Genomic DNA, 16,082 nt, shown 5'->3' on the forward strand with positions numbered 1-16,082 from the left:
GCGCCTGCGAAGAAACCTATGCTCCGCTCGCTTGAAATTCGCGATTTGTTGATCATTGACCGGCTGGATCTGAATTTCCAGCCGGGTCTTAATGTGTTGACCGGCGAAACCGGTGCGGGCAAATCGATCCTGCTGGATGCTTTGGGCTTTGTTCTGGGCTGGCGGGGGCGCGCCGAATTGGTGCGCGCCGGTGCCGATCAGGGCGAGGTGACGGCGGTGTTTGACCTGCCGCCCGATCACGCCGCGCGGACTGTCTTGGACGAGGCGGGGATTGTGGCCGAGGATGAGCTGATCTTGCGCCGCATCAACACCGCTGACGGGCGCAAAACCGCTTGGGTCAACGACCGCCGTGCAAGCGGTGAAGTATTGCGCGCGCTGTCGGATACATTGGTGGAACTGCACGGCCAGCATGATGATCGCGGGCTGTTGAACCCGCGCGGGCATCGCCTGATCCTTGATAGTTTTGCGTCAGTTGATGTGGGGCCGGTGCGTTCTGCATGGACGGCCCTTGCCGCGGCCCGCCGCGCAAAATCCCGCGCCGAAGAGGCGTTGGCTGCCGCCAAGGTCGAAGAGGAATTCCTGCGCCATGCCGTGGCAGAACTGGACAAACTTTCCCCCGAACCGGGCGAGGAGGCGAGTTTGGACGTGCGGCGCCGTTCTATGCAAAGCGCCGAGAAAATCCGCAGCGATATTGCCCGCGCCCAAGCGGCGATGTCCGACCAAGGCGCCGAGGGTGTGTTGGTCGATGCGTTGCGCTGGTTGGAAGGGGTTGCTGATCGTGCCGAGGGCCGTTTGGACGGTGCGCTTGCCGCTTTGGCGCGCGTTTTGGTTGAACTAGATGAGGCGCAGACCGGGGTCGAGCATTGCCTTTCAGCGCTGGATTTCAACCCCTATGAGCTGGAGCAGCTGGAGGAACGCCTGTTCGCCATCCGAGCGCTTGCCCGCAAACATAACGTGCTGGCTGATGATCTGGGCGATTTCGCCGAAGGGTTGCGCAAGAGGCTTGCAGTGATCGACGGGGGGGAGGGCAACCTTGCCGCCCTTGATCTGGCCTTGGCCGAGGCGGAAACCACCTACCGCCGCCGCGCTGCCCGTCTGACCGAGGCGCGCCGGTCTGCCGCCAAGCGGTTGGACAAGGCGATGGCCGCAGAGCTTGCCCCGCTGAAAATGGAACGCGCGGTTTTTGCCACGGCGATCACGCAGGTGGACGCAGGACCCGACGGCGTGGATGAGGTTGCCTTTACCGTGGCGACCAACCCCGGGGCGCCTGCGGGGCCATTGAACAAGATCGCCTCGGGCGGGGAGTTGTCGCGGTTCTTGCTGGCGCTAAAGGTCTGTCTGGCGGGGAATACGCCGGGGCTGACCATGATTTTCGATGAGATCGACCGAGGCGTTGGCGGGGCCACAGCCGATGCGGTTGGTCGCCGGTTGGCGGCGCTTGCCACCACGGCACAGCTTTTGGTCGTGACACACTCGCCACAGGTTGCAGCCCTTGGCGCACATCACTGGCGGGTGGAAAAGAATGTCGCCAAGGGGATGACCACTTCGACCGTCACACCCCTGTCCCCCGATCAACGGATCGAGGAGATTGCGCGGATGCTGGCGGGCGATACCATCACAGCGGCGGCGCGTGAGGCGGCGCGCGCCTTGCTTGATTAAGGGTCCACTGCCGAAAATTGCAGAGTAACGGCCTGCCAACCGTCGGGGCCTGCCACCAGAACCGCAATCAGCATCGCGCCGGTGCGCCCGATATCGCGTCCCGCACCATCCAGCAAACCCGACAGCACAAAGCGTTGCTGCAAAATGACTGTTCCCGGACCCAGAGTGCGCAGGCGCGTCTTGCCGCTAACCAGACGCGAACGCCCGAAAGCCCCGGCAAATTCGCTGGCCAAGAGCGCCTCGATCTCGGCGCGGCCCTCGGCCCAACCGCCGGTCAGACTTAGCATCTCGGCATCTTCGACCATCAGCCCCGCCAGCCCTGCCACATCCCGTGCGCCCCAAAGCTGTGCAAAGATGCGCGAAAAGCTTTCTGCGCGGGCGGTCATGTTGGCCGGATCCAACGCGCGTTCTATTTGCCCCATGAGATCCCATCCCGAAAATACCGTTTGTTGCCACTCGATACCATATCTACCTATGGTTGTGCTATCTTAATCCGATGGCGGCAGTTTGCACCCTAAGGCGTTTGACGTGCCAGTGCGGGTTCAAGATCGCCGTAGCCGGTGTATCGGCGCTGATACGCCAGCCCGAGCCGGTTTGCGCAGTCTTCGGCCTTCGCGTCCAATGCCGGGTCGTTGGTTTGTGCCTGATAGATCAGCGTGGTGTAATTGCCGAAATACATATCCCGCAGCTCTGGGTGGCGATCCAGACCCATGGGCCGCCAGACAAAAGCATCAAACTGGCGCACCAGAAAATCGGTGAGGTAGAAGGCGCGGAATTCATCCTCGGCCTTGGCGGCAAATTTGGTATTCCCCTCAAAGAAGGAATAGCAATGCGGGCCCTCAATCATCTCTACGCCCAGCTTCTGGCAGGTATCAGACAATTGCCCGCCAGTGCCGCAATCGGCATAGACCACAAAGACTTTGTCATAATCCGCGCGGTGTTCGGTGACGGCGGCCTCAACGGCGGGGGGGATGCGGTCGGGCCAAAGGTGCAGATTGGCAGGCAGACAGCGCAGGTCGAGATGCGCCCAGCCGTTCAGCCGCTTCAGGGCAAGGATCTCATGTGCCAAGGCCCCGCAGGCAATCAGCAGGATGCGGCCCTCTCCTCGAGGGGGAAGGCCGGTTTCGGTCAGGCTGTGGTCATCGGGCCGCGCGGTCACCTTGCAAGCATCCAAAGCCGGAGTGCAACAGCCGCCAAGGCAAGGGCCGCGAGCGGCAAGCCGAGGCCGATGGTTGCGGCGATGGTCAGACCGGCCGCGAGGATCACGAAAAGCAGCATTGAAACCAGAATGGGGGCGGGCATGGCGGGCCTCATCAGAAAGGTACTTCCTGACCTTAGGGGCGGGGCAGGGCCCTGCCAAGTGTTAAAGACCGGCCCTAGCCTATGGCATAGCCTGACCCGCGAATGGTGCGGATCGGGTTGCTGCCACCATGGACCGTAAGCGCCTTGCGCAGCCGGGCGACATGAACATCAACCGTGCGTGTATCGACAAAGATATCGCGCCCCCAGATCAGATCGAGCAACTGCTCGCGGCTGAACACACGGCCGGGCCGTTCCATCAGACGGGTCAGCAGGCGGAACTCGATCGGGCCCAGCTTCAGTTCCTGATCATTGCGTGACACACGGTGGCTTTCGATATCAAGGGTGATATCCTCAAACGCCAGCGCACCGTTTGCCATCGCCACACCGGCACGGCGCAGCTGTGTGCGCACGCGGGCCATCAGCTCCAGCACCGAATAGGGTTTGATCACATAGTCATCCGCACCCGTTTCCAGCCCGCGCACGGTATCGACCTCTTCGGACCGCGCCGAGAGCATGATGATCGGGATATGCCGGGTCTCATAGCGGTTCTTGAGCTGGCGGCACACCTCGATCCCGCTCATCAGCGGGATCATCCAGTCGAGGATGACGAGATCTGGTATGGCCTCATCAACCATCATGATGGCCTCTTCGCCGTTTTCAGCACAGCGAACCGAGAAACCCTCGGCCTCCAGGTTATAGGTCAGAACCTCGCGTTGGGCGGGTTCATCCTCTACCAAAAGAACTTGGGGGTGCAGGTCTACCATTCTTTAGGCCCCTGTTGTCGATGAGGTCGAATCGGCCTTGGGGCGGTTTTCATCCGGCTGTTTGCCGGTGGCCAGATAGACGACCTGTTCGGCGATGGCGGTGACATGGTCGCCCATACGTTCCGTGTTCTTGGCGATGAAATGCAGGTGCAGGCAGGCGGTGATATTGCGCGGATCCTCCATCATGAACGTCAGAAGTTCCCGGAAAAGCGCGTTATACATCTGGTCGACGTCGACATCGCGCGCGATCACATCGGCGGCAAGGGCCGGATCATGCTGGATATAGGCATCCAGCGCATCCTTGAGCATCACCTGAACCGCGCGGGTCATGCGGCGCAGCGTGCCGATGCTGTCCCCGATGGGGGCGACCTGTGACAGAACCTCGGTCCGTTTGGCCATGTTTTTGGCATAGTCGCCGATGCGTTCAAGGTTGCCGCTGATCTTGATCACGCAAAGTATCAGACGCAGGTCAATCGCGGTGGGCGCACGCAGGGCGATGATACGGGCGGCGGCCTCATTGATCGTTTCTTCCAGATCGTCAATTGCGCTATCGGCGGCGCGAACCTGCTGGGCCAGTTCCTCGTCGCGGGTCTCAAGCGATTGCATGCCAAGGCGGATGGCATCCTCTACCAACCCGCCCATCTTCATGATCTGGGCCTGAATGACTGCCAGATCGGTGTCAAAAGCAGAAGAGATATGGTCTTTCGTCATGGGTCATCCAATCTTGCGAATTTAGTCGTTACCGGTGCCGACCCGCGCAAGGGGTGGCATTCAACTGCGGTTATCGGCGCGGAACGCTGCGGTTTTGCGACAGCTATGTTACAGATTTATGACACTGGGCCGGTAGGGGTGGAAAATCAGATCTGGGCGGGGGGCAGGATGACGGTGAATTTTGCACCTTGCCCGGGTTCGCTGGATATTTTCAACCGGCCCCGGTGCCGGTTGAGGATATGTTTCACAATCGCGAGCCCAAGGCCGGTTCCGCCCAGCTCGCGGCTGCGGTGGCTATCGGCGCGGTAGAAACGTTCGGTCAGGCGGGGGATATGGATCGGGTCGATGCCCGGCCCGTGGTCGGCAATGGTCAGGCCAATCGCGGGGCCGCGCAATACCGGATCATGGGGGATGATCTGGCTGGTAATCTCGACGGATTTATCCGCACCGCCGTATTTCATCGCGTTTTCCAGAAGATTGGTAAAGACCTGCAACAATTGGTCCATTTCCCCGATGACAAGCAGCGGCTCTTCGCCCAGATCGGGTTTCAGGGTCACATTGCTTTTGATCGCCAACCGATCAAGATTGCGCAGGGTGGTTTGCATCACATTGCGCAGATCCAGCCGTTCGGTGGGGCGCACGCGTTGTTCGGCCTCAACCCGGCTGAGGGATAGAAGGTCATGGACAAGGCGGTTCATCCGCTCGGCCTCTCGCGCCATCGTGCCCAAGAATTTATCCCTTGCCCGCGCATCATCGCGTGCCGAGGTGCGCAGCGTCTCGATAAAGCCGATCATGCCGGTCAGGGGGGTGCGCAGCTCATGGCTGACATTGGCGATGAAGTCGCGGCGCATCTGTTCGGCCTGGGCCTGACCTTCGACGTTTTGCAGGCTGACCAGAAGCCGGCCGGTCTGGCCGATCTGTTGCAGGTGGACGTCATAGTGAATGTCGTTGCCGTTCTCTATTCCCTGATAAGAGATGCTCTGTGGTGCCGGTTCGCGCAGCCCCCGCTCTATCGCATCCACCAGTTTGGGGTTGCGCAATGTGGCGGTAAAATGACGTCCTGCGGCATTGGGCCCCATCATTTTGACGGCGGCATCATTCACGGCGATGATCTGTTCGGCAGGGTCGATCACCAGTGTCGGCAAGGGAAAGGCCGCGATCAGATCCTGAACATGTGGTCGGTCATCCATGGCTTGGTCGGTCATGTTTCACTCTCGGGATTTGCTGGAGTGTGGGGGGTGCTCCGGTCGGATTGGCGCCACCTTGACGACAAGATCCCCAAAGGACAAGGGGCGTTTGCCCCGCAAAATCCATCGGCGACGCGCAATTTTGCTTGTCACAAAACCTTCATAAAACCTTTGCATATCTGTCATGCGTCCGGATTAGGCCTGCATCGAGCTACTTAAACCTGACAGGAGACTATACTGCTCATGCGTAATATTACCCTTACAGCCGCCGCTGCCCTTGTTTTGCCCGGCTTTGCAATGGCACAGGATGCCGTTCAGATTGACGGCTCCTCTACAGTCTATCCTGTTTCGGAAGCCTTTGCCGAGGAATTCCAGATTGCCACAGGCAACCGCGTTGTGGTCGGTGTGTCCGGCACAGGCGGCGGTTTCAAGAAATTCTGCCGCGGCGAGACCAGCTTTTCGGGCGCGTCGCGTCCCATCAAAACCTCGGAAGCCGAGCTGTGTGCAGAAAACGGTATCGAGTTTATCGAAATGCCGCTGGCCATGGACGCCCTTGCCGTCATCGCGAACCCGGAAAACACATGGGCGACCTGCATGACCGTCGAAGAGCTGAAAAAAGCCTATGAGCCAGAAGCTCAGGGCAAGATCAACAACTGGAGCCAGTTGAACCCTGAGTTCCCCGACCACGGGCTGACGCTTTTCGGGGCTGGTACGGACTCGGGTACTTATGACTACTTTACCTTTGCGATTGTTGGCGAAGAGGGGGCATCGCGCGGCGATTTCACCGCAACCGAAGATGACAATATCACCATCCAAGGTGTGTCGACCGACGTTGACGCGATCGGCTTCTTGGGTCTGGCCTATCTCGAAGAAAACCGCAGCCGCGTAAAAGCGGTGGAGATTTCCTATCAGGGTGGCGATTGTGTTGCCCCGACAGTTGAGGCCGCCGGTGACGGGTCTTACCAGCCGCTGACCCGCCCGCTGTTCATCTATGCCAACAAGGCGCATCTGGACGAAAAACCCGAAGTTCTGGCCTATGCCAAGTTCATGTTTGACCCAGAGCACGCACAGGAACTGGTTTCCGAAACCGGCTATCTTGCCCTGCCCAAAGAGGCATTTGTTCTGGCCGAGGAAAAGATCGACGCCCGCAAGACCGGCTCTTTCTTTGATGGTGGGTCCAAGATCGGCGTAAGCGTTGCCGACCTTCTGGCTGCCAACTGATCCGACCTAACCCGGTGGCGGGCCATATCGGCCCGCCATTTCCAATGATTGGGGGTTCCATTGACCAACTCTGCCATTCCTACAGGGTCAGAACTGATTAAAAGCGGGTTCGTCAAACGGCGCAGGATGATTGCCGGCATCATGCGCGTGTTCCTGTTTCTAAGCGCCGCATTGTCGATCTTTGTGACAACGGCGATTGTCTATATCCTGCTGCGCGATTCCTGGCCGTTTTTCATGCAAATCCCGTTGACCGATTTCCTGTTCGGGACAATGTGGACCCCGGTTTTTGCCGACCCGCAATTCGGCGTTCTGCCGCTTTTGCTTGCAACATTGCAGACGGCGGGTCTGGCGATGCTGATTGCCATTCCATTCGGTCTGACCATGGCGATCTATCTGAGCGAATACGCCAAACCGGCTGTCCGTGAGGTAATCAAACCCGCGCTAGAGATGCTTGAGGCGGTGCCAACCGTTGTCTATGGCTATTTCGCGCTTTTGGTGATGACGCCGTTTTTGCAGCAGTTTGTACCCGGCCTGAAGGGCATCAACCTGTTGGTGCCGGGCATTATCCTTGGCATCATGATCCTGCCCTATGTGGTATCCGTATCCGAGGATGCGATGCGCGCCGTACCCAACGGATTGCGTGAAGGGGCCTATGCGCTGGGCATGGCCAAATGGCAGGTGGCGGTCAAAGTGGTGATCCCGGGCGCGTTTTCCGGCATCACGGCGGCCTTTATCCTCGGGATGTCGCGCGCTGTGGGCGAAACCATGGTTCTGGCCATTGCGGCCGGGCAAAACCCCAATCTGACATGGGACCCGCGTGAGGGTGCGGCCACAATCACCGCCTATATCGTGCAGATGAGTCTGGGCGATGTGGCGCATGGTTCGCTTGCCTATCAAACGATCTTTGCGGTCGGTTTGTTGCTGTTCCTGATCACTTTGTTCTTCAACGTCGTCGGTTTCTATCTGCGCCGCAAATTCCGCGAGGTTTATTAAGATGTCTGTAACAACCCAAGGTTCCCTTGGTAACGCTGCGGTCAAAACCGATCAGGCCGCCTATGCCGCCATTGCCCGTGCCAAACGCCGTGACATTATCTTTTCGGTTGGTGGGCTGGTCGTTATGGCCATCGCCATGACCTTGCTGCTCACGCTTATCGGCGATCTTGTCGTGCGCGGGCTGGGGCGGATCGACTATGATTTTCTGACCAACTTCCCATCGCGCAAGGCCGAACGGGCCGGTATTCTTTCGGCTTGGGTCGGCTCTTTGCTGGTCATGCTGGTGACGGCCCTTCTGGCGATCCCGATCGGGGTGGCGGCGGGGCTTTACCTAGAAGAATACGCCCGCAAGGGCTGGCTTGCCAATCTGATCGAGATCAATGTGGCCAATCTGGCCGGTGTGCCCTCGATCATCTACGGTTTGCTGGCGGTTGGCATGTTTGTTTACGGGATGAACCTGGGCAAGACGGTCTTGGTTGCGGGGATGACATTGGCCCTGTTGATCTTGCCGATTGTGATTGTCTCTACCCGTGAGGCGGTGCGCGCGATCCCCAAGATCATCAAGGAAGGCGCTTACGGTCTTGGCGCTGACCAGTGGCAGGTGATGTGGAACTATATCCTTCCGGCCGCGCGTCCCGGCATTTTGACGGGTGCGATTGTTGGTCTGAGCCGTGCCATCGGTGAAACCGCCCCGATCATCACCATCGGCGCGCTGACCTTCATCGCCTTCCTGCCACCGGCACCGATTACGGGAGAGTTTCCCTTTATCAACTTCGACTGGCTGAATGCGCCCTTTACGGTGCTGCCCATTCAGATGTTCAACTGGGTTTCGCGTCCGCAGGCCGATTTCCACACCAATGCGGCGGCCACCGGCGTGGTGCTGATGGCGCTGACCCTTTCACTTAACGGCGTTGCGATCTGGATCAGATACCGTCTTCGCAAAGGCTCGAGGAATTAACCCATGATGGATACCGGCATGACCCCCAAAGCCTCGGATACCTCCACGCTGCCCCCGATCAAGCCCGCGGCCGAAAGCGAACCCCTTTGCGCGCGGATAGAGGGCTTCAGCTTCTTTTATTCCAACGGGATGCAGGCGATCAAAAACGTCGATATGCCGATTCTTGACCGCAAGGTAACGGCGATTATCGGGCCGTCTGGCTGTGGGAAATCCACGCTGTTGCGCAGCCTGAACCGGATGCATGACCTTTATCCCGGCAACCGCTATGAAGGCCGTGTGATCCTGGAACAGGACGGCGAAAACCTTATTGGCCCCGAGGCCGATCCGGTTGTGGTGCGCCTGCGCGTGGGCATGGTGTTTCAAAAGCCGAACCCCTTCCCCAAGTCGATCTTTGAAAATGTCGCCGCCGGTTTGCGCGTGCGCGGGATCAAGAACCGCGCCGTGATCGAGGAGGCTGTTGAAACCGCCCTCAAGCGCGCCGCGATCTGGGATGAGGTCAAGGACAAGCTGCACGGATCGGCCAATGACCTGTCGGGCGGCCAGCAACAACGTCTGTGCATCGCGCGCGCCCTTGCCCCAAACCCGGAAATCCTGCTTTTGGATGAGCCGACATCGGCGCTTGACCCGATTGCAACTGCCAAGGTTGAAGACCTCATTCAAGATCTTGCGGAAACCGTAACCGTGGTGATCGTGACCCATAACATGCAACAGGCGGCGAGGATTTCACACCGGACGGCCTTTATGTATCTGGGCCAGCTGATCGAATTCGGAGAGACCAGCCAGATATTTACCAGCCCGAAACATCCCAGCACCGAAAGCTATATCACCGGACGCTACGGCTGACGTCTTAAGTGGTGCGCAGGCCTTGTGATGTGCAAAGAGGCTGCGGGCGTGTAATGAGTGTGGGAAGGGGCGCGATGGCGTGCCTTCCCTGTTGCCCGTCTATCAGCGCAGCACTTGGGCGGATGTCGGCATGAAAATAATAGTATCTTCTGACCGGTTGCGCCATTGTCAGCCAGTGAGAGCCTGACTCGGCCATTGAAAATGCGCGTTCCAGAGTGGCGCGCGGCCTCAAAACACACTAAGGGTCTGCTCGATATGTCAAAAGCAAACCCTATAGGGAGTTTTCAGGATGAGCAAAATTAGCACAAGCCTTGCATTGGGCCTTAGCGCCCTTGGCATGACCATGACCCCGGCCATGGCCGAGGAATGGCGGTTCAATAACTTCCTGCCCGAGACCCGCCCCGAAACCGCACAGATGGAACAATTCGTCGAAGAGGTGAATGCGGCCTTGGGCGGTGAGACCACCCTCAAGCTTTACAGCGGTGGCTCGCTGGGGCTGCCCAATACCGACACCTTGCGGTTTTTGCCCAAAGGCGCGGTTGAGATGAGCCTGATGTGGGCGAATTATCTGGGCCGCGATGCCCCCGCGCTCAGCTCGGTCGTGGTGCAGGGGACCATTGGTTCCATCGAGGAATTCGAACGGGTGATCCCGACTGTGCGTGAGATCTATCAAGAAGAGTTTACCGATTGGGGTGTGTCCTCGGTCGGCTATGTCGCGATTCCGATGCTGTCGGTTTCGGTCTTTTGCCGGGACGAACCTGTGCGCACGCTCGAGGACCTGAAATCCAAAAAGCTCCGGGTCTGGGCGCGTGATCAGGTTGAAACCTTCACCCGTCTGGGTATCGCGGCGCAGATCGTGCCCCAAGAGGAGATGTATGTGGCAATGAAAACCGGCGTGGTGGATTGCGCGCTTTACCCCGCGCTTTACGCCCATACGGTGTCACTGCAAGAGGTCGCCCAATATGCGTCCTACCTCTATCCGATGGCGTCGGGGCCTTATGTGATCGGCGTTGCCACCGACCGTTGGGAAGCAACCGACGAGACCGTCAAAGCCGCCATCACCAAGGCTGCGGATGACCTGTGGGACCGCACCAACCAATATGAAAAAGACCTCCAGCTTGAGATGGACGCACGTCAGACCCTCGCCGATGGCGGTGTTGTCTGGGGTGAGGATTTCTCGGATGAGGATCGCGCGTTGGTCGTATCCTCGATGACCGAGACATGGGCACAGCTGGCCGAAGAGGCCGGGGGCAATGCGCCAGCCTACCGCGAACGTGTGCTTGACGCATTGGGACGCTAAGAGGCACTTTGTGAACAGGCTGAAAAACAGTATCGCGCTGGGGCTGGATCGGCTGGCCCTGGCATGTGCGGCCCTTGCGGCCTTGGGGATGGTGGGAATTGTCGGCATCATCGTGACCAGCGTTATGATGCGCAAATTCGCAAATTCGCCGGTGCATATCACCGAAGAAGTCGTCGGGCTAATGCTGAGCGTGTCTTTGTTTCTGGGCCTGCCCATGGTCACGCTCAAGCAAGACCACGTTCGGGTTTCGCTGATCGCGGACCGGCTGCAAGGGACTGCGCGCAGCGTGATGGGCATCACGGCCTTGTTGGTGGGTATCGGCTTTTTCGGCTGGTTGATCGTGGAAACAATCCCTTGGTTTGAATTCGCCTTCAAGCGCAACCTCAAGACCGAGACGACGCGGCTTTTGCTCTGGCCCTGGATGTTGTTGATGCCGCTGTCGCTGGCGACCACGGGGGCGATTTTGCTGGCGCAGCTGCTCGGGATTATTGCGCCTGCGGAGAATGCGCAGCCCAATTCTGGAAAACCCTTCGAATGACACTTTGGTTCACACTGATCGGCGGCATCGTCTTTAGCGCGGGCACGGGCGTTGCCTTGGGCGCGGCCCTTGGCATCACCGGGCTGGTTATCTTGCAGTTCTATTCCAACGGCGCGACCTCTTTGGCAATCGATGCCATTTGGGGCGTGTTCAATTCCTTTACACTCAGCGCCGTGCCGATGTTCATCCTGCTGGGCGAAATCTTATTGCGCAGCGGCATTAGCGAGAAGGCCTATTCCGCCTTTTCGCCGCTGTTCCGGCGGGTGCCGGGCGGCTTGTTGCACACCAATATCGCGGTTTGCACCCTGTTCGGTGCCGTCAGCGGATCAAGCCTGTCAACAGCGGCCGCCGTGGGCTCTGTCGCCTACCCCGAGATGGCCAAGCGCGGCTATAACAAGGATATGGTGGTCGGCAGCCTTGCGGGGGGCGGCACCCTTGGCCTGTTGATCCCGCCAAGCCTGTCCTTCCTGATTTACGGCGCGCTGACCGAGACCTCTATCGGGCGGCTGTTTGCGGCGGGGATCGTGCCGGGCTTGATGGTCGGGGCGATGTTCATGGCCTATATTCTGGTCAGATGTATCCGCAATCCGTCGCTGGCCCCGCGGGACCCGCAAAGCAGCACCCTTTGGGCGATTATGCTGGGGCTGCGGCAAATCTGGCCGCTGCTTGCGTTGATTGCAGGGGTGATCGGCACCATCGTCCTTGGCCTTGCTACGCCCACCGAGGCCGCCGGTGTTGGCGTTGTCTTGGCGGTGATTATTTCGTCGATCTGGGGCGATCTGACGTTTTCGAAACTGATCGAGGCGATCTACAACTCGGTATTGCTGTTTTCAGCCGTCGGGTTTTTGGTGCTGGGCGCGACCATTCTGGCGCAATCGGTCAGCATTCTGGGCCTGCCGCAAAAGATCTTGGAGGTCGTGGCCCAAAGCGGGCTTGGCACCTATAGCGTCTTGCTGCTGGTGGTATTGATCTATCTGATCATGGGGTGTTTCTTTGATGGGCTGTCCTTGATGATCATGACGCTGCCGGTGGTCTTTCCCTTGCTGACGGGGCTTGGGTTTGACGCAATCTGGATCGGTGTGGTCATCACCATTGTGATCGAAATCGGTCAGGTGACGCCCCCTGTAGGTTTGAACCTTTCGGTGCTGACCTCGCTGACCAACAATCAGGTGAGCCTTGGCCGTGTGGCCTATGCTACTGTGCCTTACTGGTTGATCCATCTGTTTGCGATCCTGCTGCTGACGGCCTTTCCCACGCTGGCGCTTTTCCTTCCCAACCTGCTTTTCTGATACTGGAGTGTCCCTATGGCTCTTAATGTCCGCCCACGGAAATTCGGCCCTGTCTTTGCGATCTTTGACGGAGGGGATGTCATTCAATATGCCTACCGCGATGTGGCGCGGGCATCCGCGCACCCACCCACGCAAACGCCGGTAGACACGCTTTTGGCCTCGCTGGCCTCCTGTATCCTGAAATCCGTGCAATGGGCGGCGGAACAGCACGGCGCGGCGCTTCAGCCCTTTTCGGTCAAGGTCGAAGGCGTCAAGGCCAGCGATGACCCAAGTCGCGTCGGCAGTATCGAGGTCACCGTTCTGGGCCGTCTGGTCGCGGATGAGGCCTTGATCGCCCCCATTGTGGCGCAGGCCAAATCGATTTGCACCGTCAGCAATACGTTGAACTGTCCGGTCACGGTCACAACCGAGGTCGCAGCAAATGCCTGAGATGGTGCCAACGGACGGGCAGACCACGCTTGCGATGCTGGAGGATGATCCGGCGCAGGTCTATGCCCGTTTGCGCCGGACCATGCCGATTGCGCGGATCGCCGCCTTGGGGGGCAGGATCCTGTTCACCAAGGCCGAGGATGTTCTGCGCGTCAAAACCGACGGCGAACACTTTGGTTCGCAGGATGAGACCACGCCGATGCAGCGCGCCTTTGGCGGCCATACCCTGATGCGCAAGGATGGCTGTCCGCATCTGCGCGAACGTGCCGCGATGGAACCGGCCCTGACCGCCGATCATGTTCAAATGTGGCGTCCGGCCTTTGCCGCGCTGACGGCGCGCGTGCTGGAGGATATGGCCGGACAGGACAGCTGTGATCTGCTGCCCGCCCTCGCCACGCCGATCAGCGCGGGCTATGTCAAGCTGGTGCTGGGCTTGGGCGATATGGAGGATGCGCAGCTCTTTGCATGGGCCGATGCGCTTGTGACCGGCGCGATGAATGCCGGTTTTGACCCTGAGGTTTTCAGGATCAGCGATCAGGCCAATGTCGAAATGAACGCGCATTTTGACGCGATGATCGAAAGGCACCGCGCGGCACCGGATGGCTCGGTGCTGTCCGTGATGGCCAATCAAGCCGATCCGATCCCGCTATCGCAGATCAGAACCAATATGAAGATCTGCATCGGCGGCGCGGTGATCGAGACCCGCGATGCGCTGCTGTCTACGCTTTACGGCTTGCTTGGGGACCCCGCGCAGTTGCAAAGCTGCATCCAAAGCGGCACTTGGGGGGCCGCGGTTGAGGAGGGGCTGCGCTGGGTCGCGCCCATTCAGGCCAGCCCGCGCATCGTTAGGAAATCGCTGGAGATGCGCGGCCTGCATATTCCCGAAGGGGAAACCGTGATGGCGGTTCAGGCCTCGGCCAATCATGACGAGGATATCTGGGACCAGCCCGACCGCTTTGACATTCACCGCCCCGCCTTGCGCAACCACAGCTTTGGCGACGGGGCGCATCAATGTTTGGGCGGGGATGCCTACCGTTTGCTGGCGGGTGGTGTCGTTCTACCCGAACTCTTTGCGCGCTTTGCGGATATGGCGCTGATGGATGCGCCCAAGGTGAAATTTCACGGCTTTGCCTTTCGCGGGCCGACCGCTTTGCCGGTGCGTATGGCCGATAAAACCGCCGACCGCCGCGCAAACGGTTGAAAAAGCGGCTCGGGCTGGCCATTTGTTTTACTGGCCGCCCCGCTTGATTGGTGGTGATCACAACAGGAGCACGACATGAAACATTATGTTGCCGCAACCCTTTTGGCCGTTTCGGCCACCACAGCCTGGGCCGAAAATATCACCAAGCCATCGCCCCTTTCGGTTGATGAAACCATCGACCGGCTTGAGGCCGCAGCAACAGGGGCCGGTGCGACGGTTTTTGCGCGGGTCGATCATGCCGAAGGTGCCGAGAGCGTGGGCAAGTCGATCCCGGATGCGACCTTGCTGGTCTTTGGCAATCCGGCGCTGGGCACCGTGGCGATGGAGGCCGATTTGCGCGCGGGTCTGGAATTGCCGCTGCGCGTGCTGGCCTATCAGGACGGTGACGGGAATACCCAAGTGGTTTACTCACCCGCCGAGGATCTCTTTGCCGGGCTGGATATTCCTGCCGATGCCGAGGTTGTGGCCAAGGTCAATGGCGCGCTGAAGGCCCTGACCGATAAGGCGGTAGCAGCGGAATAATTCCGCCTGACCTTGTGTCGGGACCGCCCGCCGGTCTCGACATCAGTTTTGTGATGCCACCAGCGTGGCGCTTATCGGTTCAAGGATAAAGGCCCCCGCATGGCGCAGGGAGGCAAGCGTGCTGCTGGGTACGCGCGGCAGCACGGTCATCAAGCCTGCGAACCTGTTGTGATTGCTCGGGTCCAATGCGTCCACCTTTGAGATATCGATCACCAGCAGGCCATGCGTGGCGGCAAGTGCCTGCACCTTGGGGTCTGAGGCATCCGTTGTCCCTAGCCGTGCCCGCGATCCTGCCAGCCACTCGGCAAGCCGCAAGGCGCGATCATCGGCTGAAACCAGCAGCGTCATGGGCGGCGTCAGCGGCCCGATGGTGCGCAATTGCCGGTGGAACACATCAAGGTCAATATCCGGCGCGGCCAGAACCACATTTTCCAGCCGGTCGATCACCTTGTCCTGCCCACTCAGACGTAGCTGGCGCAGGGCCTCCGCCACCAGCCAGCCGCCCATGGAATGCCCAAACAGGGTGATCTCTCCGATATCGGGATCGGCGGCCACATCGGCCAGAAGCATCACCAGATCATCACGCGAATAGGTCGCGGCATCCTTATCGGCGAGATAGCCCACCACCGAGGCCGCCGAAGGCCAGGCAAACAGCACCGGCGTTTCGGCTATCTCTCCGTCAACGGCAACCTGTGCCAGACGAAACAGCGATTCCGCAAAAGTATAGTTATAGCCATGCACAAAGATCATGATGTCTTGCTTGCCCTGCGCGGGATTTGACGGGCCAAGACCGGTAAGGTGGTGGCGCTCTGTCACGGCAAAGCTTGTCATCGGGTCCGGTCCGGCCTGCGATATTTCGATCCGGGTGGCTTTGTGTGTGGGTGGAATAGAAACGGTAAAGGACTCGTAGCTTAGCGCAGGTGCACGGGCATCGGAATAGCTGCCCGTAACCGGATCAAAAACGCGGGTGGTTGCGACCTTGATCGTCACCTGGTTCAGGACGGTTTTTGCACTCGGAACCGGTGTGAGCGATTCGGTACCGGGGCGTGGTGCGCAGGCCGTCAGGACCAAAAGCACCAGGCAGCACAGTAAAGCGCCTGCGTCTTTGGGGCTGGAAAATGTCATGTGACCTTCATTTTTGTTCCCGACGGGGTGGCGCGACATT

The 16,082-nt window shown here is 59.5% G+C and carries 18 protein-coding genes; 11 read left to right on the top strand and 7 right to left on the bottom strand.

Annotated features, from left to right (window positions below):
- The first annotated feature begins 18 nt into the window (after positions 1 to 18).
- Positions 19 to 1,659 carry a DNA repair protein RecN gene (gene recN / locus AKU94_RS17770; protein ID WP_050528579.1) on the top strand — a complete coding sequence of 547 codons (1,641 nt, stop codon included), beginning with the start codon at positions 19 to 21 and terminating at the stop codon, positions 1,657 to 1,659.
- Here the strand turns inward: recN and AKU94_RS17775 are convergent.
- From AKU94_RS17775 to AKU94_RS17795, 6 genes are all read right to left on the bottom strand, one after another.
- The gene (locus tag AKU94_RS17775; protein ID WP_050528741.1) at positions 1,656 to 2,045 is read right to left on the bottom strand and encodes a nuclear transport factor 2 family protein; all 390 of its coding nucleotides are present in this window, start codon (positions 2,043 to 2,045) and stop codon (positions 1,656 to 1,658) included. The two genes, recN and AKU94_RS17775, sit on opposite strands and share 4 nt — an antisense overlap.
- A 128-nt stretch (positions 2,046 to 2,173) precedes the next feature.
- Positions 2,174 to 2,818, bottom strand: a complete 645-nt coding sequence (locus tag AKU94_RS17780) for a DUF1638 domain-containing protein (protein ID WP_050528580.1) — start codon at positions 2,816 to 2,818, stop codon at positions 2,174 to 2,176.
- On the bottom strand, positions 2,815 to 2,961 hold the full coding sequence (locus tag AKU94_RS20080) for a hypothetical protein (RefSeq protein ID WP_198144942.1): 147 nt from the start codon (positions 2,959 to 2,961) through the stop codon (positions 2,815 to 2,817). The genes AKU94_RS17780 and AKU94_RS20080 overlap by 4 nt, the downstream gene beginning before the upstream one ends.
- A gap of 74 nt (positions 2,962 to 3,035) precedes the next feature.
- The gene (gene phoB, locus AKU94_RS17785) at positions 3,036 to 3,725 is read right to left on the bottom strand and encodes a phosphate regulon transcriptional regulator PhoB (protein WP_050528581.1); all 690 of its coding nucleotides are present in this window, start codon (positions 3,723 to 3,725) and stop codon (positions 3,036 to 3,038) included.
- Between the two features lie 3 nt (positions 3,726 to 3,728).
- A complete protein-coding gene (gene phoU, locus AKU94_RS17790) occupies positions 3,729 to 4,436 on the bottom strand; it encodes a phosphate signaling complex protein PhoU (protein WP_050528582.1) in 708 nt (235 codons plus the stop codon).
- A 146-nt stretch (positions 4,437 to 4,582) separates the two neighbouring features.
- Positions 4,583 to 5,641: a sensor histidine kinase gene (locus AKU94_RS17795; protein ID WP_050528583.1), complete on the bottom strand. Its 1,059-nt coding sequence runs from the start codon at positions 5,639 to 5,641 to the stop codon at positions 4,583 to 4,585.
- A 225-nt stretch (positions 5,642 to 5,866) separates the two neighbouring features.
- Between AKU94_RS17795 and AKU94_RS17800 the strand changes: the two genes are divergently transcribed.
- From AKU94_RS17800 to AKU94_RS17845, 10 genes are all read left to right on the top strand, one after another.
- Positions 5,867 to 6,844, top strand: coding sequence for a PstS family phosphate ABC transporter substrate-binding protein (locus tag AKU94_RS17800; RefSeq protein ID WP_083445124.1), 978 nt, complete (start codon positions 5,867 to 5,869; stop codon positions 6,842 to 6,844).
- 126 nt (positions 6,845 to 6,970) lie between these two features.
- Positions 6,971 to 7,837, top strand: coding sequence for a phosphate ABC transporter permease subunit PstC (pstC, locus tag AKU94_RS17805; RefSeq protein WP_050528584.1), 867 nt, complete (start codon positions 6,971 to 6,973; stop codon positions 7,835 to 7,837).
- A 1-nt stretch (position 7,838) separates the two neighbouring features.
- Complete coding sequence (gene pstA / locus AKU94_RS17810) at positions 7,839 to 8,795, top strand: phosphate ABC transporter permease PstA (protein WP_050528585.1); 957 nt, start codon at positions 7,839 to 7,841, stop codon at positions 8,793 to 8,795.
- Between the two features lie 3 nt (positions 8,796 to 8,798).
- The gene (gene pstB / locus AKU94_RS17815; RefSeq protein WP_269744980.1) at positions 8,799 to 9,638 is read left to right on the top strand and encodes a phosphate ABC transporter ATP-binding protein PstB; all 840 of its coding nucleotides are present in this window, start codon (positions 8,799 to 8,801) and stop codon (positions 9,636 to 9,638) included.
- A gap of 289 nt (positions 9,639 to 9,927) precedes the next feature.
- Positions 9,928 to 10,938: a TRAP transporter substrate-binding protein DctP gene (gene dctP / locus AKU94_RS17820; RefSeq protein WP_050528586.1), complete on the top strand. Its 1,011-nt coding sequence runs from the start codon at positions 9,928 to 9,930 to the stop codon at positions 10,936 to 10,938.
- A gap of 10 nt (positions 10,939 to 10,948) precedes the next feature.
- Positions 10,949 to 11,476 (top strand): TRAP transporter small permease, encoded by a 528-nt coding sequence (locus tag AKU94_RS17825; RefSeq protein WP_232295807.1) that lies wholly within the window; start codon positions 10,949 to 10,951, stop codon positions 11,474 to 11,476.
- On the top strand, positions 11,473 to 12,765 hold the full coding sequence (locus tag AKU94_RS17830) for a TRAP transporter large permease (RefSeq protein ID WP_050528587.1): 1,293 nt from the start codon (positions 11,473 to 11,475) through the stop codon (positions 12,763 to 12,765). Before AKU94_RS17825 ends, AKU94_RS17830 begins: the two co-directional genes overlap by 4 nt.
- Positions 12,766 to 12,780: 15 nt before the next feature.
- The gene (locus AKU94_RS17835; RefSeq protein WP_050528588.1) at positions 12,781 to 13,194 is read left to right on the top strand and encodes an OsmC family protein; all 414 of its coding nucleotides are present in this window, start codon (positions 12,781 to 12,783) and stop codon (positions 13,192 to 13,194) included.
- A complete protein-coding gene (locus tag AKU94_RS17840) occupies positions 13,187 to 14,395 on the top strand; it encodes a cytochrome P450 (RefSeq protein WP_083445125.1) in 1,209 nt (402 codons plus the stop codon). The genes AKU94_RS17835 and AKU94_RS17840 overlap by 8 nt, the downstream gene beginning before the upstream one ends.
- 75 nt (positions 14,396 to 14,470) lie before the next feature.
- Positions 14,471 to 14,917, top strand: coding sequence for a DUF302 domain-containing protein (locus AKU94_RS17845; protein WP_050528590.1), 447 nt, complete (start codon positions 14,471 to 14,473; stop codon positions 14,915 to 14,917).
- A 42-nt stretch (positions 14,918 to 14,959) separates the two neighbouring features.
- On the opposite strand, the gene AKU94_RS17850 is transcribed toward AKU94_RS17845, so the two are convergent.
- A complete protein-coding gene (locus tag AKU94_RS17850) occupies positions 14,960 to 16,042 on the bottom strand; it encodes an alpha/beta hydrolase (RefSeq protein WP_050528591.1) in 1,083 nt (360 codons plus the stop codon).
- Positions 16,043 to 16,082 lie beyond the last annotated feature (40 nt).

It is taken from the genome of Pseudorhodobacter aquimaris (assembly GCF_001202025.1).
GTDB classification, from domain to species: domain Bacteria; phylum Pseudomonadota; class Alphaproteobacteria; order Rhodobacterales; family Rhodobacteraceae; genus Pseudorhodobacter; species Pseudorhodobacter aquimaris.